This window comes from Laspinema olomoucense D3b (assembly GCF_025370785.1).
Lineage (GTDB): Bacteria > Cyanobacteriota > Cyanobacteriia > Cyanobacteriales > Laspinemataceae > Laspinema > Laspinema olomoucense.
In genome coordinates, this window is record NZ_JAMXFA010000039.1 from 16,722 (window position 1) to 41,185 (window position 24,464).

The 24,464-nt window shown below is 45.7% G+C and carries 21 protein-coding genes; 9 read left to right on the forward strand and 12 right to left on the reverse strand.

Going from position 1 to position 24,464, the window contains the following annotated elements:
• Positions 1 to 93 precede the first annotated feature (93 nt).
• From NG792_RS22910 to NG792_RS22925, 4 genes are all read left to right on the forward strand, one after another.
• On the forward strand, positions 94 to 2,892 hold the full coding sequence (locus tag NG792_RS22910) for a TylF/MycF/NovP-related O-methyltransferase (protein WP_261236921.1): 2,799 nt from the start codon (positions 94 to 96) through the stop codon (positions 2,890 to 2,892).
• Positions 2,889 to 4,946 (forward strand): glycosyltransferase family 4 protein, encoded by a 2,058-nt coding sequence (locus NG792_RS22915; protein ID WP_261236922.1) that lies wholly within the window; start codon positions 2,889 to 2,891, stop codon positions 4,944 to 4,946. Before NG792_RS22910 ends, NG792_RS22915 begins: the two co-directional genes overlap by 4 nt.
• Before the next feature lie 72 nt (positions 4,947 to 5,018).
• On the forward strand, positions 5,019 to 6,674 hold the full coding sequence (locus tag NG792_RS22920) for an FkbM family methyltransferase (RefSeq protein WP_261236923.1): 1,656 nt from the start codon (positions 5,019 to 5,021) through the stop codon (positions 6,672 to 6,674).
• 29 nt (positions 6,675 to 6,703) lie between these two features.
• Positions 6,704 to 7,714: an FkbM family methyltransferase gene (locus tag NG792_RS22925; RefSeq protein WP_261236924.1), complete on the forward strand. Its 1,011-nt coding sequence runs from the start codon at positions 6,704 to 6,706 to the stop codon at positions 7,712 to 7,714.
• 19 nt (positions 7,715 to 7,733) lie between these two features.
• On the opposite strand, the gene NG792_RS22930 is transcribed toward NG792_RS22925, so the two are convergent.
• The 6 genes from NG792_RS22930 to NG792_RS22955 form a co-directional block, all read right to left on the reverse strand.
• Positions 7,734 to 9,938 (reverse strand): O-linked N-acetylglucosamine transferase, SPINDLY family protein, encoded by a 2,205-nt coding sequence (locus tag NG792_RS22930; protein WP_261236925.1) that lies wholly within the window; start codon positions 9,936 to 9,938, stop codon positions 7,734 to 7,736.
• 157 nt (positions 9,939 to 10,095) lie between these two features.
• A complete protein-coding gene (locus NG792_RS22935) occupies positions 10,096 to 12,321 on the reverse strand; it encodes an O-linked N-acetylglucosamine transferase, SPINDLY family protein (RefSeq protein WP_261236926.1) in 2,226 nt (741 codons plus the stop codon).
• A gap of 173 nt (positions 12,322 to 12,494) precedes the next feature.
• Positions 12,495 to 13,019 carry a type IV pilin-like G/H family protein gene (locus tag NG792_RS22940; RefSeq protein WP_261236927.1) on the reverse strand — a complete coding sequence of 175 codons (525 nt, stop codon included), beginning with the start codon at positions 13,017 to 13,019 and terminating at the stop codon, positions 12,495 to 12,497.
• 108 nt (positions 13,020 to 13,127) lie between these two features.
• A complete protein-coding gene (locus tag NG792_RS22945; RefSeq protein WP_261236928.1) occupies positions 13,128 to 14,453 on the reverse strand; it encodes a class I SAM-dependent methyltransferase in 1,326 nt (441 codons plus the stop codon).
• 262 nt (positions 14,454 to 14,715) lie between these two features.
• Positions 14,716 to 15,246 carry an ExbD/TolR family protein gene (locus NG792_RS22950; protein ID WP_261236929.1) on the reverse strand — a complete coding sequence of 177 codons (531 nt, stop codon included), beginning with the start codon at positions 15,244 to 15,246 and terminating at the stop codon, positions 14,716 to 14,718.
• A 65-nt stretch (positions 15,247 to 15,311) separates the two neighbouring features.
• Entirely contained in the window at positions 15,312 to 16,091 is a 780-nt protein-coding gene (locus tag NG792_RS22955) for a MotA/TolQ/ExbB proton channel family protein (RefSeq protein WP_261199237.1), read from the reverse strand.
• A 298-nt stretch (positions 16,092 to 16,389) separates the two neighbouring features.
• Between NG792_RS22955 and NG792_RS22960 the strand changes: the two genes are divergently transcribed.
• The gene (locus NG792_RS22960) at positions 16,390 to 17,454 is read left to right on the forward strand and encodes an AI-2E family transporter (protein ID WP_261236930.1); all 1,065 of its coding nucleotides are present in this window, start codon (positions 16,390 to 16,392) and stop codon (positions 17,452 to 17,454) included.
• Positions 17,455 to 17,625: 171 nt separating this feature from the next.
• Here the strand turns inward: NG792_RS22960 and petM are convergent, their stop codons facing one another.
• The 3 genes from petM to NG792_RS22975 form a co-directional block, all read right to left on the reverse strand.
• Positions 17,626 to 17,730, reverse strand: a complete 105-nt coding sequence (gene petM, locus NG792_RS22965) for a cytochrome b6-f complex subunit PetM (protein ID WP_261199158.1) — start codon at positions 17,728 to 17,730, stop codon at positions 17,626 to 17,628.
• A gap of 120 nt (positions 17,731 to 17,850) precedes the next feature.
• Entirely contained in the window at positions 17,851 to 17,991 is a 141-nt protein-coding gene (locus NG792_RS22970) for a hypothetical protein (protein ID WP_261236931.1), read from the reverse strand.
• Entirely contained in the window at positions 17,975 to 18,295 is a 321-nt protein-coding gene (locus NG792_RS22975; RefSeq protein WP_261236932.1) for a hypothetical protein, read from the reverse strand. The genes NG792_RS22970 and NG792_RS22975 overlap by 17 nt, the downstream gene beginning before the upstream one ends.
• Positions 18,296 to 18,429: 134 nt before the next feature.
• Here NG792_RS22975 and NG792_RS22980 point away from each other — a divergent pair, with 134 nt between their 5' ends.
• Complete coding sequence (locus NG792_RS22980; protein WP_261236933.1) at positions 18,430 to 19,875, forward strand: glycoside hydrolase family 13 protein; 1,446 nt, start codon at positions 18,430 to 18,432, stop codon at positions 19,873 to 19,875.
• A 183-nt stretch (positions 19,876 to 20,058) separates the two neighbouring features.
• Here NG792_RS22980 and NG792_RS22985 read toward each other — a convergent pair whose 3' ends face one another.
• Both NG792_RS22985 and NG792_RS22990 read right to left on the reverse strand, forming a co-directional pair.
• Positions 20,059 to 20,472, reverse strand: coding sequence for a fasciclin domain-containing protein (locus NG792_RS22985; protein WP_261236934.1), 414 nt, complete (start codon positions 20,470 to 20,472; stop codon positions 20,059 to 20,061).
• A gap of 104 nt (positions 20,473 to 20,576) precedes the next feature.
• Positions 20,577 to 21,557, reverse strand: coding sequence for an ABC transporter ATP-binding protein (locus tag NG792_RS22990; protein WP_261199162.1), 981 nt, complete (start codon positions 21,555 to 21,557; stop codon positions 20,577 to 20,579).
• A gap of 278 nt (positions 21,558 to 21,835) precedes the next feature.
• Between NG792_RS22990 and NG792_RS22995 the strand changes: the two genes are divergently transcribed.
• The 3 genes from NG792_RS22995 to NG792_RS23005 all read left to right on the forward strand — a co-directional run bounded on the left by NG792_RS22995 (position 21,836) and on the right by NG792_RS23005 (position 24,112).
• Entirely contained in the window at positions 21,836 to 22,021 is a 186-nt protein-coding gene (locus tag NG792_RS22995; RefSeq protein WP_261236935.1) for a hypothetical protein, read from the forward strand.
• Positions 22,015 to 22,896, forward strand: a complete 882-nt coding sequence (locus tag NG792_RS23000) for an IMS domain-containing protein (RefSeq protein WP_261199164.1) — start codon at positions 22,015 to 22,017, stop codon at positions 22,894 to 22,896. The genes NG792_RS22995 and NG792_RS23000 overlap by 7 nt, the downstream gene beginning before the upstream one ends.
• 76 nt (positions 22,897 to 22,972) lie before the next feature.
• Positions 22,973 to 24,112, forward strand: a complete 1,140-nt coding sequence (locus NG792_RS23005; RefSeq protein WP_261199165.1) for a tetratricopeptide repeat protein — start codon at positions 22,973 to 22,975, stop codon at positions 24,110 to 24,112.
• A gap of 59 nt (positions 24,113 to 24,171) precedes the next feature.
• Here the strand turns inward: NG792_RS23005 and NG792_RS23010 are convergent, their stop codons facing one another.
• The gene (locus NG792_RS23010) at positions 24,172 to 24,309 is read right to left on the reverse strand and encodes a hypothetical protein (RefSeq protein ID WP_261199166.1); all 138 of its coding nucleotides are present in this window, start codon (positions 24,307 to 24,309) and stop codon (positions 24,172 to 24,174) included.
• Positions 24,310 to 24,464 lie beyond the last annotated feature (155 nt).

The following is a 24,464-nucleotide window of genomic DNA, read 5'->3' on the forward strand; positions in this document are numbered from 1 at the left end:
GTTTTTATCAAAAAACCACAAATTATTTATATATATAGAAGTGAGTAATTACTTATAACATTGTCCAGAAAAAGCAAGGTTTATTTTATAAAAATGAAAAAAAATTATCCGATTCGAGCTGTTTGTTTTATTATATTCAATCGACCCGAAATAACTGAAACAGTATTTGAATTAATTCGGCAGGTTCAACCCCATCAGTTGTTCGTCGTTGCTGATGGCCCTCGCTGCGATCGCCCCGGAGAAGCGGAAAAATGTATCCAGGCAAGGGCGATAATAAATCGGATTGACTGGGAATGCGAGGTTTTGACCAATTATTCCGAGAAAAACCTGGGGTGTCGGGAAAGAATTTCTAGTGGGCTAGATTGGGTATTTACTATTGTTGAAGAAGCTATCATTTTAGAGGATGACTGTCTTCCTCATCCGAGTTTCTTTACTTTTTGTTGGGAATTATTAGAAAGATACCGGGATAACGAGCAAATCATGGCGATTTCCGGAGATAATTTTCAGTTTGGACACCGAGGCAAAGATGACAGTTACTACTTCTCCCGATATGCCCATTCTTGGGGGTGGGCAACATGGCGTAGAGCATGGCAGCATTATGATAACAAAATGGCACTTTGGCCGAAAGTTCGAGAGGAAAATTGGCTGGAGGAAGTTCTTGAAGATAACCACGCAAGTCGCTGCTGGTCACATATTTTCCAAAATGTTTACGATCGCCAAATAGATACCTGGGATTATCCCTGGCAATTTTGTTGTTGGATCCAGGGAGGGTTAACAATTCTCCCGAATGTTAATTTAGTTTCTAATATCGGCTTTACAGCAGAAGCTACTCATACCCAAGGTAGTAATCCCCTAGGGAATTTACCCACAGAGGCGATGGTGTTTCCGCTCAAGCACCCGGAGCTTATAATTCGCGACAATCAAGCCGATGATTTTACCGAGAAAACTATGTTTAGTGGACAAATTCAAGTCAAAGAAAATTCTAGTCAATTCACCATTATTCACGAAGCGATCGCCTGCCTAAATGACGGGAATAATGCAGAAGCGTTGGATAGATTTGAAAATGCGATCGCCCTTCACCCAGATATTCCCCACCTTAATTATGGCAAGGCTATAGCATTGGTACGCTTGGGACGTCCTAAAGCAGCGGTGGACGAGTTGAATCAGTTATTGCAGCTAGTGCCTGGTCACCAAAAAGCTCAGTTATTGCTAGAGGAAATTTGGCCTGGTCATGTGGGTAATTTGATGAAAAAAGCCAACCAAGCCCTGAAGGGCGATCGCCATGAAGAAGCATTTCATTTACTGAACCAAGCTAAAGCTTTAAAGCAACCCACCATCGGGCAGGATTATTTGCGCTCCCTTTATTTTCTACGAGTAAACCAACTGGCATCCGCCCTAGAATGCCTGTATGAAGAACTTCGATATTTCCAACAAAATACTGAAGCTCGGGAACTCCTGGATAAACTTGTAGAGCAATACCCGCAAATGGTCTCGGGAGAGATCGAAGATGCAGAATTTCAGGAGTTATTCCAAGTTGTTCGTCCCTATACGATGTTGAGCGAAGCTCGGTTATATTCCCTGTTTTCTCTAGCAAAATACATTTGTTTACAAAATATTCCCGGTAATTTTGTGGAGTGTGGCGTTGCTGGTGGAGGTTCCACAGCTTTACTAGCCAGTGTCATTAAACGTTATACAAAGCAACCCCGTTGGCTCTATGCTTTTGACTCTTTTGATGGAATGCCAGCCCCTACAGATGCCGATCAGTTCAATGGCATTCCCGCTGACGCCACCGGCTGGGGAACAGGCACTTGTGCAGCTCCAGAAGCCAGCGTTGTAGAGATTTGCCATAAACTAGGCGTTTTGAATATTGTTCAAACCGTCAAAGGATATTTTCAAAATACTTTACCGACGGTCCGCAATGCCATTGGCATGATTTCACTGTTACACATGGATGGCGATTGGTATGAATCCACCAAAAGCATTTTGGATAATTTATACGATCGCGTCGTAAATGAAGGTATTATTCAGGTTGATGATTATGGTCATTGGCCGGGGTGTCGGCAAGCTATTGATGAATTTGAAAATGAACGTGAAATCAAGTTTAATTTGCATCCCATTGACGGGACCGGAGTCTGGTTTAACTGTCAAGAAAAATTTGCCATCAATCCGATATTTCCTCCCGAATTAGTCCAGGAATTCATAGAAGATGATCCGGTTAATCATGGGCTGATGAGCCAAATGTCATGCAACGAACGCTTTCAGTTATATTACGTTTTGCGAAATTTGCTTCCCCAAGTGTCCTCGCTTTCCAGGTTTGTAGAGATCGGCTCTTTTGCGGGAAGTTCTCTATTTCTAACATGGCGAGCTTTCAAACGAAGGGCTAACCCGTTTCACGGATTTGCGGTAGAGCCTGGGGGACAGCCTCAGCTATATGAAGTTCTTAAAAACTTAGAACTAGATGTGACTCACTTGCCCATGTTCTCCCATCAGGCTGCTCCTGAATTACAGGCTATCTTCGAGCAAGACAGCAACCTACCCATAGCAATCTTTATTGATGGTGATCACAGCTACGAAGGCGTGCGAAAAGATGTTTTGGATTATTATCCGCTTTTGGCCCCTGGGGGAATCTTAGTGTTTCACGACTATTTACCACCCCTTACTGATGAAAATCGGGATGCCATCTTTTTTCACCACGGACTGGACAAAGAACCGGGAATTAGGCAAGCCTGCCAGGAATTAATGGAAAATACTTACGCTTGTGAAGTAATAGATATTCCCTTATTATATCCAACGGATCCAACCCAGACTCAAGCTCATCTTCCCATTATCCCGGGGGTTTTTTCTACCCTTCGAGTCTATCGTAAACCCAACCTTAACACTAACAATCTATGAATTCTATTAAAATTCTTCATATTATGCAATCTCTGGGCATTGGGGGTGCGGCATTGTCTATGATGGCAACTGCTAAGTATTCATCTAAGCTGGGCGGGTTTCAGCACCGTATAATGTCATTAGCTCCAGCGAAGCCCAATGCTGTGGAGAAGGCAATAGAAGCGGGAATGAGAGTAATTAACGCACCTGATAGGGCAACGCTGGTGCGGGAAATAGAAAGTGCCGATATCGTCCAGGTCCATTTTTGGAATAATCCTCAGCTTTATGAATTTTTGCGGTCAAATCTGCCCGAAATGCGCCTACTCATGTGGTTTCATATTGCAGGCGATCGCGCCCCCCAAGTCATCACCCCAAAGTTGGTCGGTTTCTCAGATTTTGCCATTGCCTGCAATCCATACTCCTATGAGTTACCTGTCTTTCACAGTCTCCCCACTGAAGTTAGATGTCACAAAATTGGCATGGTTTATGATGGAACAGACTTTGAGCGATTGTCTAACTTGCAGCCCCAAGTTCACGATAGCTTTAATGTCGGCTACATCGGCACGGTTAACTTAGCCAAGATGCACCCAAATTATGTCCCAATGAGTGCAGCGATCAATATTCCAAATGTCCGGTTTATTGTTTGTGGTGGTCCTTTCAAAAGCTATTTCAAGCAGCAAGCAGGACTTTTAGGCGCTACGGAGCGATTTGAATTTAGGGGGTTTGTCGAAGATATCAAATCCGTTTTAGAGAATTTAGATATTTACGGGTATCCTGTGGGGGAGGATACTTATGCAGCAGCAGAGTTAAATTTACAAGAAGCGATGTTTGCTGGAGTTCCGCCGGTAGTCTTCCCATACGGGGGTATCAAACGCTTAGTAGTTGATGACTATACCGGCTTAATTGTTCACAGTGAATTAGAGTACAAACAAGCAATTGAATATTTATACCATCATCCGGAAGAACGGGCGAGGTTAGGGGGGAATGCCCGAGAATATGCTAAACAAATTTTTGGGGCAGAAAATGCAGCTAAGAAACTCAATCCGATTTATGAAAGACTGCTACAACGCCCCAAGCGCGATCGCACTTGGGGTGTGATGATGGGCTATAGGCAAGTTGACCAACTAATTTCTCTCGAAGATGTGACGGGGAAGGTAGAAAAACTTTCGGGTTCGGAATGTTTTATCCAATCCTTGGGCGATACGGCTCCTGAATTTAAAGTCAGTCAGGCTTCGGACAACATTGAAGAGTTATTTGAAGCTGATCACCAAATTGCTAGAGCTTCCACATTGTTAGCAACTGGAGAGGGTGGAATTTCCCAATATCGAGATTACTATGAAAATGATGGTTACTTAAGCTTCTGGTGGGGGTTAAGAGACCAATATCAAGGAAAGTATGATGCAGCTCTTACAGAATTTATCAAAGCGATTGATTTAGGTTGTAATCACTGGCGACTCGGGTGGTATGTGGCGCAACTAGCCCTAAAGGTGAACAATATTCCCTTAGCAAAACAAGCAGTGAGTGAAGTGATTCGGGCGGTGCCAGATTTTGCCGAGGCCCACGAATTGCTAGAATCTATAGAATTGATGTCCCGTCCCGGGTATCTTTCTGAAAGAGAAGAGAGCGAGTTCGCAAAGGCCCTGCGATTAAGAGAGGTTAACTTAATTATTTTTCCCGACTGGAGTCAGCCGGAAGAGCCTTTGCTTGAGGAATTGGCGAGTATTATTCGGGCGATCGCCACTCACCCCGACAAAAGTCTGATGACTCTTCTGATAGATACTAATAATATTACAGAGGAAGAGGTAGATGCCGCCGTATCAGGAGTAATTATGAGTCTTATGATGGAAGAAGAATTAGACCTAGATGATGGCCCTGATATTTCTCTGCTTACCGAATTAACCGAAACCGAATGGAAAGCATTATTCCCTCGTGTTCATGGTAAAATAGTGATGAAAAATGAGAATAAGGAGGCCACGGTGCCGATTCAAGTCGAAAATGTCCCGGAATACCCGTTAGATAGCATAAGCGATCGCCGCGTTGTCAGGGGAGAAGATGGCGCGTGGATGCTGCGATAATATTAAATATAAACGGGAATGAAAAGATTCCCTTCGATACTCAAACAGGGTAGTAGCTGGAGCATTATTTTTATGGAAAATTCTAGTTTTTATACTAATTATTGGGAATATGTAAACCAAGTTTGTCCTAATATCAAAGCAGAATCTTTGTCTAATCCGGATATCGAGGCAAGCATTAAAAAGACATCTTGGGAAGATCCCACTTCGGCTAGAGAACTAAATAATATTGCGGTTTTAGCATTGATAGAGGCAGAGCAATGCGAGGATTCATCCCTAAAAGAGATGTATGTCGAAATTGCGTTTGAATCCCTGGTTCAGGGGACCGAGATGGAGGGAGATGATCCTCTTTGTGCGGCACACCTCGCTCTGCTGTTTACCCTGAATGGAGAAGTAGATGCAGCAATTCCTTTGGCTCTCTCTACTTTCGATGAAGCGATGCAAGCTGCGTATGTTGATTTAAAAACAATTTCGCCCAATATTGTTTACTGCCCTTCGCCTTTATCAGTTAACTTCAGAAGGGATGAGCGGCTGAGTGAAATTTTACAATGTAATAATGGCTATATTCAAGCACTTTGGTTGCTAGAAAAAGTAATTGAACGATTGGAAATAGAATCAATTGGTCGTCGAGATGTCGTTATTATCTATACAAAAAAAAGAATAGATTTATTAGGAATAGGTGTCCAAAAATTATTATTTTATATCTGGGAAAAAATAAATTTTGAACGTGAATTATTTTTAAACACAAAAAGTTTATTTCTTGTCAACAAACTTCAAGAAAAAGTTCCTTTTTTCTTTTGTCCCGAATTAATTCAAACTTTATATTTAATATTGCGAGATGCACAAGAAATAGAAGCAGCTAAGTTTTGGCAAAATTTGTCTGGCTTTATTACAGGTTATAATATAGATAGCTTAGAATTGAAATGGACTCACTTGCCAATAGAAAGTCCGTTTACTTATCTACCTTTTGAAACAAAATTACTCTTGGCGGCTGAGCCGACTGGTCGGAGCATAGTCACCAGTATCTTGATTGCACAGGGAGACTGGTTTGAGAAAGAAATGGAGTTTTGGCGTAGTCAGATTAAACCCGGGATGACCGTTATTGATGTGGGCGCTAATGTCGGAGTTTATACCTTTAGCGCTGCAAACCAGGTCGGTTCAGAAGGTCGCGTACTCGCGATCGAACCGTTTGCGGGTTGTATTCAATGCTTAGAAGAAACTTGTAGAGTTAATAACCTTTCCTCCGTTACAATCTGTGCAGGTGCAGCGAGCGATCGCAACGGAACAGTTCGGTTATCTTTGAATGAGTCGAGTGAATTAAACGAAATCGTAGCGGAAAATACAGGCGAGGAAATAGAAACAGGCTCTTATCAAGAAGTTGCCTGCTTTACTTTAGATAGTCTGAGCGAGCGAGAAAATCTGACCCAGGTTGATTTTATGAAAATTGATGCTGAAGGTCACGAACTCGCCGTTTTAGTGGGCAGTGCCCGTATCTTATCGGAGTTTGCCCCCGTTATTCTTTATGAAAACATCGCCGGGGTGACAGGAAGTAACCTCCCTGTTGCCAGCTATCTCAACAGCCGGGGGTATAAATTATTTCTTTATCGGCCTTACTTGCCCGAGTTAGTTCCGATCATAGCCGAGGATGATTATCCAGACCATCTGAATATAATCGCTGTTCCAGAATGTAAAGTGAATCAATTTTATAATGTAAACTCGGTCAACTCTTAACCTATTTTTAAATTAAAGGATTTTAGCTAATGTCTGTATTTGTTGCCAGCTTAAAGAAAAGTGGCCATTTAGACCGAATTTACATGACCCTCTGTAACGTGGGTTCTCGGAAAGTCAGCCCGGAAGATGACTATGGAAACTTAGGCTGGAGCATCTTTGCCCCCAATCTGAGCATTTATGGATTTGACGCTGATGCGGATGCTTGCGATGAAGCCAATGCCGATTTGGAATATCGTCAAGTTAATTGGAATGAAAACCATATCCCTTTAGCATTGGGAAAATCAGTGGGTGAAGCAACACTGTACGTCACCAAAAATCCCATGTGTAGTTCACTCTATTTACCCAAAGAATCTTACTTACAATTGTTCAACCAGCTTCCCGAAGTCGCCAGTTTAGATTTTTCTATAGAAATTGAGACCACGACTCTCGATAGCTTTTGTGAATCCGAAGCAATTGAGGAAATAGATTTTATTAGCCTAGATGTCCAAGGGGCCGAGCTTGAGGTATTGGAAGGCGCTTCTCAAATTGTCTCCAAGAGCGTTTTGGCGGTGCAAGCAGAAGTATGGTTTTCTGAGGTTTATGTCAATCAACCACTTTTTGCTGAAGTAGATAATTATCTCAGAAGTCAAGGTTTCACTCTCTTTACTTTAAAAGCGGGTTGCCGAAGTCGGGCGCGATCGCCTATTACTTCAACGGCTAACTTTGGTCAACTACTCTGGGGTGATGCTTTTTACTTGCGAGATTTACTTCAAGAAGATATCACGACCCCTCTCAAAACACCGGAAAAACTTTTTAAATTAGCTTGCCTAGCGGATATGCTGGATTTTCCAGACTTTAGTCTACAATTATTGGAGCATCTGACGCTGCACTATGGTCGGAATGACTCCTCCTACAATTTTGCAAATAACATCGTTGAGAGTCTGGTACAGCTTCCTGATCTGGTTAATCAGGGTTTGGATTCGCTTCCGATAATAAAAAATATTCGCGATGATATAACTGGAGACTGGCTTGATTTACTGGAGGGTCGGAAAAGCCTGTAATTCTTTACAGTTATTTCTATCAACCCCGAATACTTTGTAAATAGTTTTCCCACATTTGCTGATAGGCATCTTCCATCTGGCGGGTAAACTTCTCGGCGTTCCATAAAGGAGCAGTTTTTCTGGAGTTCATCAGTCGCCAATAAATTTGTTTTCGGAGTTCGGAATCATTGCCTAGACGAATTCCCCAATTAATGTATTCTTCCTCTGTCCAAGCGATACCCTCTGTTACTCCAGCGTTCATCATCATCGTATAGCTATTGCGCGCTGCCCATTGTTGGCCCACTCTTGTCACGATAGGAATTCCCATCCACAGGGTTTCAAAGGTCGTAGTTGCACCGCTATAGGGATAGGTATCGAGTACCACATCCACAATACCTAAGTTAGCGCGGTGAGTTTCTTCAGGTTCGTTTGGCAAAAATCGGAGGCGATCGCGTTCCACCCCTTCAGCATCTGCCAGTTGCCTAAAAAAGTCTTTTACGATGTCTACATCAGGCCAGGTTTTAATTAAGAAGTAGCTATTTGATACTTCCTTAATAATTTTCAGTTGCGATCGCGCTGTTTCCGGGTGGCGCTTAGAACTGGTCTGACCGCTATAATAGACGACAGCATCAGCGGGAATATCCAAATCCTGCCGCCTTCTAGTGGGTACTCCAACCTCAAACCCATCTACTGCAATATAAGTTTGAGGAAACCGCCATATTTTTTCACTGTAATAATCCTCAGCATCGTCTGGCAACACATAAGGATCTGCCAGATAGTAATCAATTGCCGGAAGTCCCGAAGCATCCAAACCCAGCCAAGTGACTTGAATAGGTGCAGGTTTGAGTGCCATCACCTGATAAGTTGCTTGTAGAGTTAAGCTATCGAGATCGACTAAAATATCAATTCCATCTGCCACAATTTGAGTGGCGATGTCCTGGCTATCCGCCCCTAACTTATAGACCCGATCAACTTTAGAAATAAGCCAGTCTTGGAGAGAATCTCCAGGCTTATAGTCTACAAAATAGCCGTAAATTTCAAACCGCCGGTGATCATGATACTGAAATAACCACCGCGCCATCCAGCCGACGGAATGTTTTCTCAAACTATTGGATACATACCCAATCTTCAAAGGTTTGGTATTAATCGAGTTCCTTTCTCGGTGTTGAGGAAGCTTATATCCCTTTGATTTGGCATAAGTTTGGGCGCAATTTTGGAACAACTCAGCCACCTGGTTCTGAATCGGTCTAGTTCGCCTAGGTTCATCCCAAAAGTAAGGAAAGTAAAAAGTGGCCGTTAGTAAACGTGATGCCGTGACTGTATCCATCTGTTTTGGAGGTTGTTGCAGGAGTGAGATAAACATCGACTCTTGCTGTTCCATTCGGGCATAAGATTCTTCCCACTTTCCCTCAATCAGTAATACTTTTATGAGCAGATCATTGGCAGAAATTTTATCGGGGAGCGATTCGCAAAGGGCATACCGCTGTTTAGCCGCTTCTTGCGCTTTTGAATAGTTCTGGTTTTTTTCATGAAAAGTCGCTAGATGTCCCAAAATTTCTTCGGGATGTGGCGCGTTAATCCGTAGACATAAATCGGCTAGAGATATAGCAATTTCTGTTTCCCCCATTGATAAACCAATGTTAACTGCTGCCACCAAGACCAGATCGCGAAAGTTAGAGTTTCCTTGGAGATGGGGCAAACAGACTTCAGCAAACTCATAACAGAAGGGGTGGAGGGGGGCAAATTTGAATAATTGTTCCGATACTCCCACGAGCAAATTAGCATCTAAAGTGTCCGTAGGCATCTCTTTTATCAACTGAGTCACTTGCCATTCCTGTAATTCTTCGTCAGGCAACATCTCCTGTGCGATCGCCAGTTTGATGAGATGCAACAGATTATGAATATCTGTCGGGGCAATTTCCCGGATGTGCTGGCGAATCAACCAAGAGGCTGACACCTGTTGTAATTCTTCGAGTCTTAACGCTTCTTTGTGCAGTATGTATAGTAATTCCGACGTCCACTCTTCGGTTTGGTCCTCGGAGGCTTCCATCATTCCTAAAAGCCAAGTGCTATGGGCTTCTTCTTCTTTTTCTTGCAACAGAAACATCAGCCCCAAATACCAGCAATATTCCAGCTTTTCAGGATTCGCTAGAATTGCCTGTTCGTACAGTTGGGCTGCCTTGTTATAGTTGCCTTGCATCCAGCTTGAGTAAGCTGTTTGTTCTAAATTCGTTAGATTTTCCATCGATTAAGTAAGGCTTATTACAACTCAACGACGCGCTTTTAACGCGATTAGCTACTCCGACAACTCGGCTTCATAATGCTATTATTCAGTTCTATAAAGTCGAGAAGTAAAACAGGGTGTAAAGGTCAGGACAATTCACGTTAGATTTTACCAGGAACTAAGGTGTCGCATCGAGATACCTTTGCCACATTTGTTGGTAGGCGTTTTCCATCTCCCGGGTAAACTGCTTGGCGTTCCACAGGGGAGCATTTTGGCGCGATCGCAGGAGTCGCCAAGATATCTCTTCCCGAAGTTGGCGATCGCTCCCCAGACGAATTCCCCATTCCACATACTCTTGATCCGTCCAAGCAATCCCTTCGGTTACACCAGCATTGATCATCATCGTATAGCTGTTACGAGCCGAAAATTGCTCCCCCACTCGCGTCACCAGAGGAACACCCATCCACAGGGTTTCCAGAGTGGTTGTCGCCCCATTATAGGGATAGGTATCAAGTACCACATCAGCAATGCTTAGGTTCGCCCGGTGAATTTCCTCCGAGGAATCCGTCGGCAAAAAGCGGAGGCGATCGCTTTCCACGCCCTCTTCATCTGCCAACTGTGTAAAAAAGGTTTTCACCGCTTCTTCATCGGCACGGGTTTTAATTAAAAAATAGCTATTCGGCACCGCTTTAAGAATCTTCATTTGCAGGGACACTGTATGGGGATGACGTTTGTAAGCGGTTTGCCCACTAAAATACACCACTGCATCAGTCGGAATTTCCAGGCGATCGCGTCTTAAAGTCGGGACTCCTACCTCAAAACCATCTACAGCAATGTAAGTTTGAGGTAAGCGCCAAATTTTCTCCTGATAGTAGTTTTGAGCCTGCTCAGGTAAAACATAAGGATCGGCAATATAATAATCAATAGCCGGAAGTCCTACCGCATCCCATCCCAGCCAAGTGACCTGGATCGGTGCTGGTTTAAGGGCCATTACGGTAAAAGTAGAATCCAGGGTTAAACTATCCAGTTCAATTAAAATATCAATTTCATCCCTGGCAATTTGTTCGGCTATTTCTATGCTATTGCTCCCGACTTGATAGGCGCGGGTCATCTGAGAAACATACCAGTCTTGTAAAGAATTCCCGAGGGGCTGGTAATTGATGAAATAGCCATAAATATCAAATTTATTGCGATCGTGATATTGAAATAACCATCGTGCTAACCATCCTACTGAATGAGTTCTAAAGCAATGAGAGATGTAACCGATTTTTAATCGTTTCTCTTTTGCTTTTCCTCCGATTCGGCGCTGTTGGAAATACTGAGAATATTTATTGACTCGTTCCTGGGAATCCTTTTGAAGATAAGACTGACATAATTCTGCGATCGCATTCTGAATCTTTCTATTTTTTTCAGGAGCATCTCGCAAATAGGGATAAAAAAATGTGGAAGTCAGCAAACGTCTTGCTCTAACTGGATCCAATATCAAGGGCGGTTGTTGGATCAGTTCTAGCAGGAATTGTTCCTGCTGTTCTAAAGCAGTAACCGCTTCATTCCAGTATCCCCCCCTACTCATATAGGTTTTAATGAGCAAGTAGGTGCCAAAAACTTTGTCCGGCAAGGTATCCATACGCTCATAGCACTGTTTTGCCGTCTCTATCGCTAGAGAATAATGATGAGCATAATCATAAAAACTTGCTAGGTTTCCCAAAATTTCGCCGGGATACTGAGGATTCCCTTCTAAAGCTAATTTAGCTAAAGATATGGCAGGCTCCGGTTGCTTATAGGAGTAAGTAAGTGTCATCGCCGTCTCTAACAAAACATCGCGAAAACCAGAGATGCGATCGAGGTGGGGGAGACAAGCGTGAGCAAAAGCTATGGATGAAGGGTGGAGAGGAGCAAAATTTAGCAACGTTTGCAATACTTGTAAGAGCAAATCGCTATTAATACTACCTGGGGGCTGTGTTTGTAACAGTTCAATAATTTCCCAATTCTGAAGATCCTCAGCGCTTAATGTATCGTCAGCAATTCCCAGTTGCATCAGATTTAACAAATTGTGAATATCTGTAGGAGCAATTTCCCTAATGTGTTGACGAATCAACCAAACTGCGGACTCATTTGTCTCGGCTTCGAGCCGGATTGCTTCGGTTTCCAGCAACTGCACCAGTTCAGAGGTCCACAGATCGATCTCTTCCTCAGAACCCTCCGCCATACCCATTAACCAAGTGCTATGCGCTTCTTCTTCCTGTCCCTGCAACAGAAAAACCATACCCAAGTGCCAGTACAGCGACATCTGTTCCGGCTGAGTTTCAATGGCGCGTTCATAAAGGGTAGCTGCCTTAGTATAATTGCCTTCAAGCCGTTCTTGATTCGCTTGTTGCTCCCAATCAATAGATGGAGTAACCATAAAATTACAAACTATCTTTACGCTGTCAATCCTTCTAAGACCTGAACTTTGTTCCTCATCCTTACCCTAAAAATAAGTTAGAGTGAGCAGTATTATCGACTACTCACTCTTATGAAGATCATTTACCATTTCAAGGGGAGGAATACTGAGAACTCCCTTATTTAAGAAAGTGTTTAGTTGGCTAGATCCTTATCAGTGCCTCCACATGCGGTAGTAGTTGGATCGACAGCTTGAGCACCTGGATTTTGTGCTTCACACAGACGCGCGAGAGTCAGAACTTCTGTTGGAGTTGTCCCGGTTGCCGTATATGCTAAACCTTTATAGCCTTTGAGGGATTTTCCAGTAGTAGCCGGATCGATTTGGGCAACTTGAACGGCTGGGGCGGCAGCACCACCCGTAATAGTGTAGGTATAGTTGGAACTATTTTTAATCCCAATTCCCAGGTTATCCACTTGGGTGGCGAATTGGTTGCTATTTTCCAGGTGGTAGGCTTGTTGTGCACGGTTCATGGCACCGATGTTGTTCCGGGCTTCAACTTGCTTGGCTTTGTTGGCTTGGCTCAGTAGAGAGGGCAGAGCGACAGCAGCCAGAATCCCGATGATGATAACAACGACCAGAAGTTCAATGAGGGTGAAACCTTCTTCTCTATTTTTTTTGTTGAGGTGTTGCAGGAATTTAGTTTTAAATTCGGTCTTCATAGTCTGAGGTCTCCTTGCTGAGTGGAATGGGTGATTTCTAACTCCTGGAGATAACTTACCCACCTTCTGAGTCGTTCATATCACCCCCAGAAAATTTTTTGGAGATTTTTAAGCAGAACGCTCCAAAAGCAGATAGAGAAAAGCTTCCATATCTCTCACAAGGGATTTAACTTGCTCGAAGGCGATGATTTCCGTGACTGGCTGCAGGGTAACTGGATCCACTGGCCTGATCTGAATCCATCGTTCTGTCAGTGACTTGATGGACTGCCTTTTTTCCCACAGAGGCAACAGACAAGCAGCTAGACTACTCTCTAAACCTATAGGGCGAAGGCTAGTGAGTGTAATATACTGACTGATTTGAAAGGGAAGTCGATTGGCGATAGACTCCAGCAGATCTTCTCGAACTTGAGGGGTTTGGAGCTGGGGGTGCAGCTCCACCCAAGCATTTTGCCAGTCTGCTTCTGTCCATTCCGAGACTGAGGGGGTACTCTCCTCGGTCTTAGGGTCAGCGCACCAGAAGTCTAATAATCGGTGACAGGGATGCAATAGTTCAAACAAGTGCAATTCCTCTTCTGGGGAAAGCTCAGGTAGACTCATTGCCATAAAAGGAGGTAAATCGTCAGAATCGATGAACAGGTCCTGTAACTGCCACCCCCGCCAGTTCACCATACTGACAAACTCTAGCTCGGCTGCTCTCAAGGCTGCAAACATTTGAGGAATGGTGTAACCTTTGTCCCCTTGAAAGAGATAATTCATCATATAATACTCTGGATTATCTTGCTCCTGTTCCTGCCAGGTAGATCTTTTAATATCTACACCATCTTTTAGAGCTTTCATAGTATCCCGTACTATGGAAATCTCCAATTCTCCTGGATTATCATCCATTAATCCCATCATTTTAAATATATCTTGAGCGCGATAATAGTAATAACGACCAAGGAAACTGTGTAAATTACTTCTAATAATTCCTTCAGGCTTAAGCACGGCTTTCATCGCTTTTAGCCCCATCGCAGGATCGGGAAACAGATATAAAACTTCGTCATTATTAATATAGTCAAATTTCAGGCCCAAGCTAGGCAAATCTTCGATGGGCATGACATAAAACTCAGCATCTTTAAATCCGTGATAATCCAAACGTTGTTTGGCCAGCTTTACCGATTCCTGCGATAAATCTATTCCAATAATTCTAGCTCCTGGGTTGGCTATGGCCAAAGCTAAAGCTTTATAGCCGCTGCCACATCCAGCATCTAATATGACTTTGTTTTCTGGGGTGATTACTTTTTTATCTCTCAAATAAAAGGCCGTAACAATATTATGAATAAATAGAGAATCATAATCGTTTTGGGGCGAGGCTTCTACAGGTTGTCTAGGATAAGGGCCTGTGTCAAATTGTTGCCGAATTTTCTCTCGTAGCTCAGGTGTATAGTTGTCCATTTTGTCTATTCTCCCTAGTAGTTCCGTTGATCTGCCAATTATAGAATGACCTGTACAATTTAATAATATTAATAAAATAAACTTGACAGCGCTACTTCTCTCCAAAGAGGGAATCTTGCTGTCAAGTATTAAAATTTTATCTCAAAACCCAACTAATAGTTTTTGTACGTCACAATGAGGATTTAATTAATACCCAGACAACCTTGAGGTTTAGATAGAATAATAGCTACAACTTCTTAGCTCCCTCTTTCTACTCTTCGGATTAATTCCCTTCAATAGTTCCTCCCGTAGCCGGAGCATTTTCCCCACCTGTTTCAGGAACGAGCAGATTTGGTACTCCCAAACCATTATCGGGTTGATTACCAGGTAGCTCCAAGAGGTCACCAGAACTCGGTATCGTGGCTAGGGCAACCCGATCGCCTCCCACGGACCTCAGCAAATCCAGCACCTGCATCACGTCATTATAACTCGCCATCTTAGACGCCGAAAGCACAATCAACCCCTCGGGTCTAGCTCTTTTATAAGTCAACAATAACTGATACAGTTGCTCCCGAGTGACGGGCTGTTTATCTACATAAGTTTGTCCCAGTTGGTCCACGCTGACAAACAGTTTCAACTCTTGCATCTGTACCGTCCCTGTCTCCGCTTGGGGCAAATCTACATTCACCGCCTGTTGGCGAGTCAGTTGCAATGCCGCTAGTAGGAAAAAGGTCAAAATACAAAAGATGACATCAATGAGCGGAATCAACTCGATGCGAGCTTCTTCCGTTTGCGAATCATAGTTAATCTTCATCGGGCGATCGCCTCCCAGAAATTCAAAAGGGTGAATGGCAAGCGGTAGGAACTCCCCCGCTAAATCTAACTTAAATTAGACTGATCCGAGGAATTCAAGCCCTCAATCTTGTTCGCTCTATCCTGGGGCTGATCCCCTATTTCTGGGTAGCCTTTACTATGATTCACAGACCCTTCTGGTTTAACCGTGAACCCACTGTCGGGCACAGTTCTGCTTCCCCAAGATGCGGGAGTTTCTGGCGCACCACTGCGATTGTGGTGGATTTGGCTCCAATACTGGCGATAAAGCAACTCTAGTTCATTCCCGCATCTGCGGAAAATTTTGACTTGGTTGACCACCAACCCTTGAAATAGGCGATAGAAGGCTAAACTGGTAATCGCCACGATGAGACCGAATGCGGTACTGACTAGGGCCTCACCGATGCCGGTCGTCACTCCAGCGGTGGCTGCCGTGCCGATGTCTCCCAGGCGAATTGAACCGAGGGATTCAATTAACCCTAGAACGGTCCCCAGTAACCCGAGTAAAGGTGCTAAAGCAATGGCTGCTTCTAATACTTTATCACCCCGGCGCATGGTGGTGATTTCTTCTTCGGCCCCAGCTTCTAATGCTAACCGAAAGACTTCCGGGTCAGCATTTTGCAAGCGCAAGGGGGCATGGAGAAAGCGTCCGATCGGGCGCTTGCTGGCTTGTCTGGCCACTTCCTGGGCGACTCGCCAATCATATCGCGCTGCTTCGAGGACGCGATTAGCGGTTTCTTTTTCTTTGCGGACGACGCTTGCCCAAAACCAACCGCGCTCTAATATGGTAGCGACGGCTAGGATGGATAAAATTAACAGCGGCCACATTGAGACGCCGCCTTTCTCAAAAATATCTTGGATTGTGTCTATGTTCACGCTTTAAGGATCCTGATGTCAATTGCGATCGCCGGGGGTGGAAACTCCGCGCGATTTAGGGTATGGCATCTCTATTGTAGAAATTTAAGATATTTTACAACCAGTCTGAGAGGATTCGGTAGAATTCCACAAGAGGGTGGGCGCTACGGACGCCTCCGGGAGTTTTCAGCGAAACCTCTGGTCACCCATCTACCATACTAAAAAGATGCCTTCTTTGGGGTTTCAGTATCCCCTGTTCATTGTTCTCATTATGAAAATCAGCGAAATAATGCCTCGATGGTTGACTTTGGGATTCGCCTTCCCCTTAATTTTCCTCAACAGTTGGCTGTTGCTGGTGGCGTTTGATTATTTTGACAAGATCATCAGTATCTTGCTTGCAGCCTCTTTGCTGGCGTTTATTTTGGATTATCCGGTGAATTTGCTGGAGCGATATGGGGCCAAACATACCCCGGCGGTGATTCTGGTGTTTCTGTTGACCTTGCTGACGTTGGTAGGGTTGGGGATCACCTTGGTGCCGATCGCCTTGGAACAATTGACGGAGTTAGCCAATCGCTTGCCAGTTTGGATTAAATCCGGTGCTGCGCAACTCCAGACCCTGCAAGAAATCGCGATCGCCCGAAATTGGCCGGTGGATCTCAGTGGATTGAGCACTCAACTCACGGAACGCTTGTCGGGGCAGTTGCAAAATCTCACGGGTCAAGTCCTGGGCTTTGCTGTGGATACGGTGGGTCGCATCTTTGATGTGGTGGTGACGGTCATCTTAACCTTCTATATGCTCTGGCGCGGACGTAGCCTTTGGGAGGGCCTATTACAATGGTTGCCCCCTCGTCTGGCGAAGGAGATGCGGTTCTCCCTGGGCCAAAATTTCCATAATTATTTTGTGGGTCAAGTCACGGTAGCTTCTTTAATGGGGGTCTCGATGACTTTGGCGTTTTTGGTGTTGCGGGTTCCGTTTGGTCTGTTATTCGGTTTAGTGGTTGGCGTTTTGAGCCTGATTCCGTTTGGAGCCGGTTTAAGTATTAGTTTGGTGAGTATCTTAGTTGCGTTTAATAACTTTTGGCTGGGGGTGAAAGTTTTAATTGTGTCCGTGGCGATCGAGCAAAGCATCGAAAGTGGAGTGGCCCCGCGATTGTTGGGAGGATTTACGGGTCTTAATCCAGTCTGGGTGCTAATTTCACTCTTGATCGGTGCGAAGTTGGGAGGAGTCTTAGGGGTATTAATTGCCGTGCCTCTGGCTAGTTTTATCAAAAGCACGTCAGACAGCTTGCGATCGGATCCCGATAGTCCCCCAGTTGAAGTGTCCAGTGCTCACTGATTTATAGAGTAGCCCGCGCTTCTCGGGCTTCGTCCCTATAGCCCCACCCTTGAGGGTGCGGGTTGTTTTGAAGGATAAAACAAGCGATCGCCCTCCTGAATTTTCAAGAAGGCGATCGCTTATTTTAAGGATGGGATTGGGTTGTGCAGGCGATCGGGCCAAACAAGAGGCTTATTCTTCTGAGCCTTGAATTTTGAGTAACGCGAACCCGAGGGCTAAACCGACCATGACTAAGACAAAGGCTAAAGAGGCTGTCGTGAAAATTTCACCAGTCATCGTTATAATTTCTCCTAAATTTATGGGATGAGGACAAGTTCTAGCCAGACCGCTAAACAGATTGCGGTTTAAACCCGCAGGGAGTATTGTAGAACACTTCGGACCTGCTTCTGCCTGGAACTAAGCGGTGGTTTTGGAGAGGGCGATCGCTCCTGTGCCGCTTCCTTGCCTAAGACACCAGGGTTCATCTTGACTCAACCCGACCAGAAACCCGGTTTCTAACCCCTGTAACGATGCCCGAAAACTAGCCCCCCAGACCAAACAGCTTACTCAGGGTCGGTAGATATTTTTCCGCAAATGCGGCCAACGTGCTGGCATGACCCACAGTAGCGGAGATTCCTTGCAGGGCATCTAAAGCCATTCCAGCAATATCCTTGTCCCGTTCTTCCGGAGGCTTTTTCCCTTCTTTGGCGAGGGTTTCCACCGCTTTGAGCGCCCGTTTCTGCTGATTTTCTGCCAGGGCCGGATCTGTGGTAATCGATTGTTGCAAATTGGTCAAAATATCGACTAAATCTTGACCATTTTCCCACTGAACGTCGTGGAACTCCTGAATGGTATTGGTCACCTTTCTAAAAAAAATTCATTAACTTTTACTTTTGTTAACCTCCTGCAATATTCGGGCGGAGATTTTCTACCGGAGGTTAGATCCCTTTGACCGCCCACGATTGTAGCATTGGCGGTGGAGGCATAAGAAAATCTATGGAAATTCAAACACCCGATTGGGTAAAACACGCGGTTTTTTATCAAATTTTTCCCGATCGCTTCGCCCGAGGGACTCAACCTCGTGAGCTACTCTTGAAGCACAGTCGTTGGGAAGATTGGCACGCTATTCCGACTCTGCAAGGGTATAAAGGCGGAAATCTCTGGGGCGTTGTAGACAAACTGGACTATTTACAAGACTTGGGGATTAATGCCATTTATTTTACCCCCATTTTTCAATCGGCGAGTAACCACCGCTATCACACCCATGATTACTATCAGGTGGACCCGATGTTAGGGAAAACTGGGGCGTTTCGAGAATTGTTGTTAGAGGCGCATCAACGCAATATTAAAGTGGTGCTAGATGGGGTCTTTAACCATTCTAGTCGGGGCTTTTTCTTTTTTCATGATGTTTTGGAAAATGGCCCTTATTCTCCCTGGGTCGATTGGTTTAAAATTCACGGATGGCCCCTGTCTCCCTACAATGGGGATTTTCCCGCTAATTATGATGGGTGGGCGGATAATCGCGCTTTGCCGGTGTTCAACCATGATAATCCCGAGGTGCGGGAATACATTATGGAGATTGCGGAATATTGGATTAAGTTTGGGATTGATGGGTGGCGGTTGGATGTGCCCTTTGAGGTGAAAACGGAAGGGTTTTGGCAGGAGTTTCGCGATCGCGTCAAAGCGATTAATCCCGAAGCTTACATTGTCGGCGAAGTCTGGCATGATGCTCGTCCCTGGTTGGATGGCACTCAGTTCGATGGGGTGATGAACTATCTGTTTACCGGACCCACCATTGCCTTTACTGCTGGCGATCGCGTTGATTTGAGTCAAGTTAAGGACCGGGACTACCAAACCTCCCCTCCCATGTTTGCGGGTGAGTATGCGGAAAAAATGCAGCAGTTGTTGGAAATGTACCCCTGGGAAATCCAACTAACTCAGCTTAACCTTCTGGCTTCTCATGATACGGCACGTCTGCTTTCGATCGCCGGAGATGATAAACCTTCTGTGGAGTTGGCAACTATCCTATTAATGACCTTCCCCGGTGCTCCGAGTATCTACTATGGAGATGAAGTCGGTTTAGCGGGTCGTCTGGACCCCGACTCTCGGCGCGGTTTTCCCAAAGAAGAAGATTGGGACCGAGAAGTGCTCGACTATCATCGCCAACTGATTGCGCTGCGTCAGGCTCATCCGGCTTTGCGGACGGGTACTTACAAGGTGTTATGCGCTCAGGGAACCCTCTATGTCTTCGCAAGGCAGTTACCGGGGGAAGAACTAATTGTCGCTGTCAACGTCGGCACAAATGCCTGCGAGCAGACCCTGGATCTCTCTGGGTTGAGTTCTCATCCTGAGAAATTGTTATATGGGAAGGCTCAAGTGTCTTGGCAGGATGACCAGATGAGTTTAAGTGTTCCCCCTCGCAGTGGGTGCATTTTGGGTTAAATGATGGGGGCGACCCAGGAGGCATCGCCCCTCTAGCTGATGGAGAGAGTTTAGGGGATGGGCATCCTGGCGATCGCCTCTGATACCAAATCCGGCTATGAAAAGTCATTTTTATAAAGTAGCCCGCGCAGGCGGGCTTTGTCCGTATAGCCTCCGGGCTTCAGCCTGCGGGTTTTTAGAGACTTATACCGCAACCAAACTGGGAATCAGTACCTTGTCGATCGCATGAATCACCCCATTGTCCGTCAGGCGATCGGCACTCAAGACTTTAGCATCGTTAATTTGGATGCCGTCTGAAGTATCAACCCCCACCACTGAACCTTCCACGGTTTCTGCTGAAGCTAACTCCTCCAGATTATCCGTCCGCACGTCTCCGTTTAAAACGTGATAACAAAGGATTCTCTTCAGCTTGGGAATATCTTCCATCAAATTGGCAATGGTATTAGAAGGCAGTGCGGCAAAGGCTTCGTCCGTGGGGGCAAAAACGGTATAGGGTCCGGGACTCTTGAGCAGATCCAGGAGATCTGCTGATTCCACTAAAGTCATCAGGGTTTTGAATTGCCCCAGTTCCTGGGCGGTTTCTATCAAGTCAGCCATGAGTGAGTTCTCCCTAAAAATAGGATTTATGTTGATTTCTGTTTAGGAATAACATGAGAAATCAACCCAAGCCCTCTTTCACAGGGAGGAAATTGAGGGTGAATTTATTGACTGACGGTAATCCCCCGATCGCGCAGTTGTTGGACAAAAAACTCTTCTAGGGAAGCACCTGTTAAGTCAATTGTAATCAGCTTGCCCCCCATGAGTTGCAAACTGGCGAGGAAATCCTGGGGGGAACCTTTTAAATGCCCTTGCCAGCGATCGTCTTCTAAGTCCAAGTCCGGTAACCACTGTTTAAGCACTTCTAAATTCCCCCCGGTACCTTTGACAAAATACAGGTCAGAAGTCCCCAGCAATTCTTTCAGGGAACCGGAGCAAATTAATTCCCCTTGGGCGAGGATAGCAACGCGATCGCAAATTTTTTCCACATCGGCGAGGATGTGACTGTTAAAGAAAATCGTTTTCCCTTGTTCTTTCAGAGAAATAATTATTTCCCGCATCTGATATCGTCCCAAAGGGTCTAATCCCGACATGGGTTCATCTAAAAACACCACATCGGGATTATTAATCAGTGCCTGTGCCATGCCAATTCGCTGTAACATCCCTTTAGAATAGTTACGCAGAATCTTATTCCGAGCAGTGGCTTTGGCGAGGCCAACGAGATCCAATAGATCGGGAATGCGCTGGCGCTGCTCACTGGCGGGAATTTGGAATAAGTTGGCAGTAAACGCTAAAAATTCCCAGCCGGTTAGATATTTATAAAAATAGGGATTTTCTGGGAGATAACCAATGCGTTCTCGAACAGCGCGATCGCCCAAAGGCTTCCCTAAGAGCAAGCCGCGACCCCCACTCGGACGCAAGATGCCCAATAAAATTTTCAGGATTGTTGTTTTCCCAGCCCCATTTGGGCCCAGCAACCCAAAGGTTTCTCCCTCATACACGGTTAGGGTGCAGTTTTTGAGGGTTTCGACTTGCTTGTTCATCCAAAACCCAGTGCGGTAAGCCTTTCGCAATTGAAAGGTCTCGATCGCTGGCACTCGCTCACTGCTTATCGGTTCGGCAGGCCAATCAACCACAGAATCCATGTCCGTTTCCCAATTTCGTCCAACCTAATCTAGTTCTATCTTGTACCGAATTTACCCAAGTTTGCCTAATTTTACATCCTTTCAGGGGCAAGATACTCGGGATTCCAAGGGATTTTAGGATGGAGTGGGCCTCGATTAGAGGGGTTTGCAGCGTTTTTTCTTCGACTTGGGGGATAAGGACAGCAAGTCGGGACATTGAACTGTTGCTTTCATGCTTTTGCTCCTCCTGCTGCGACTGCGAAATAGAATGGTTGTAGGGAGCAAGAGGAAAAAATCCAATGGATCGGTCTAAAGTTATAGCTATCATTACGGGTGCGATATCCATTTTGCTGGCGATCGCCTACCTAGTCGTTGTTCAGTTGCTCGATTTTCGCGGGGAAATGTTACCGGCTCCCATTGATACGGGAACCCTCATTCCCACTACCCTAGTAACTGTTGCTACTTTTATCACCCGTCTATGCTAATTAAAAATGTAGGAAAAATCACGGTTCTGTTAGTCCCCTTGGGGTTGGCGTTACCTGTTGCTGCGGCTAACCCAGCCCACCTACAGCAACTCCTGGATACCAATCGTTGTCCGGGATGTGATTTGCGTGATGCTCAATTAGAGGGGGTTAGTTTGCGGGGTGCCGATTTATCGGAAGCCGATTTACAGGGGGCGAATCTCCGAAATGCGGACTTGCGTTATGTCAACTTTCGCCGTGCCAATTTATCCGAAGCGATTCTGATTGCTGCCGACTTAGAAGCGGCTAATTTTAGTCAGGCGAATTTACGCGCGATGGATGTCCGAGGAGCCAATCTCAAGGACGCTGTGCTCACAGGAGCAAATACTTGCGGTTGGCAGCGACAAGATGCTCGATTAGAAGGGGTCAATTTGGAAGAGGCGGGGTGCATTCGTCCTACCCCGGCACCGGCACCGAATCCGGCACCGACACCAAATCCGCCATCAGAGACAGGGGTACTTCCCCAGAGACAAGCAGCGGCATTGCTGCGGGACTGGCTAACGGCTAAAGGTAATATTTTTGGACCTCCATTTGATCGGCAATTATTGGGGAATTTGACGACGGGAATTTTATATGCAGATTCTCTCAATTCCGTGACTTGGTTAGAAAATAATAATGCGTTCTATCAATATGGGGTGCAGCGGGTAGAATCAGTAGAGCGGTTTGTCACGGAAGGAAATCGGGCGACATTAGAAGCTAGGGTGACGGAAGATTACACGTTATATGAAAATGGACGAGCCAATGGCGATCGCGCTAGTTTTGGCACAAATTTAATTAGGTACAATTTACAACGGGTCAATGGGCAGTGGAAAATTGCCGATTATCAGGTGATTAATTAAAGGCGATCGCTCAGGAGAATTGCTCACATCAGGGTGTTTCAACGGGATAGGGTTTACCAAGGGAGAGAGTGAGTTAATGACAGGGCAAGAAGCACAAGACAATTTTAATTCTTCTATTCCCTCACCCGAGGAGAAGGAGGAAGAGGGTCTGATTGTCATCCAGATGAATAATCCGAAAGCCTGGTACGATCGCGCCGGTTCTCTTTATCAGTTAGGACGCTATGAAGAGGCGCTAGAGAGCTATGAGAAGGCGATCGCCATTGATGAGGAGTATGCGGATGCCTGGAATAATCGGGGGATGACCCTGAAGTGTTTGGGACGTCATGAAGAGGCGGTGACGAGTTATGAAAAGGCGATCGCCCTGAAGGCGGATTATTACCAAGGGTGGAACAACCTGGGGAATGCCTTGGTGGAGTTAGGACGCTATGAGGAAGCGGTAGCCAGTTACCAACGGGCGATCGCCATTTCTCCGGAGTATTGTCAAGGGTGGCATAACCAAGGGGAAGCTCTCGCGGCGTTAGAACGCTATGAAGAGGCAGTCGCCTGTTACGATCGCGTCTTAGCCCTCAAACCCACCTGGCGCGAAACACAGCGGTTGCGACGAACAGCGATGGCGAAGTTGCAAGAGAAACCCCCCACTCCCAAACCGGAAGCAGCGACGCCGGAACCTGTGGAAACTCCAGTTGAGCAGAAAGAGGAGAAAATCCTCCGGGAATCAGCCCGGAGTCAGCCCCTGATGCCCCTGGATAATCCTAAACTAGCCGCTTGCGATCGCATGGTGGAACGCTATCCCGATGATGCGGAAGCTTGGGGGGATCGGGGCAGTGCTTTAGCCGAATTAGGATGCTATGAGGAAGCCATTAGCAGCTATGATCGTGCCCTTTCCCTGGATCCGGACAATTGGCAGGGATGGAAATACCGGGGAGTCGCACTGAAACAGTTAGGAAGACAAGAAGAAGCCCTCAAAAGTTATGAGCGGGCGTTAGAATTGCAACCCGCGCCCCCTCCAATTCCGGAACAACCGGCGGATGCCTCTGGGGAAGTTTCTTCTGGGGAAGTTTCGATAGATATCGCTACAGAGTCGGCGGTGGAGGCTCCCTTACCGCAGATAGTTCCCACCCGCACCCCGATGCGCCAATCGTCGAGTCCTTTGGGGCGTGTGATCCGTTGGATGCGGCGATGGATGGTCCGGCTATGGCGACGCTGGATCGGATAGTTTAGACCTGGAGTGCTTGTTTCACTGGAGATTCAGAACCCATTCACGAGCAGGAGGGTTTAGGTTCCCAAGAGCGGGGAATAGCGATCGCAGAACCCCTGGGTCGTCAGTTGGCTTGTTTCTCCCACAATCAGCGCTTTGGTTTGAACTGGACAGTGCTTGGTGCCTCGATGCTTGCAAGTTTCACAGTTTTGCATATCTAAAAAAATAGGAGAATGTCTTTGCTCTACTACCAAGTTAACAAAGATTCACCCTATTTCAGAACTTACTTAGGCGAACATCGGGGAAATCGTTACATCTTTTAATCAAAGCGCGATCGCCAATCCCCTATCCACCCGGAGATTCATTCTTA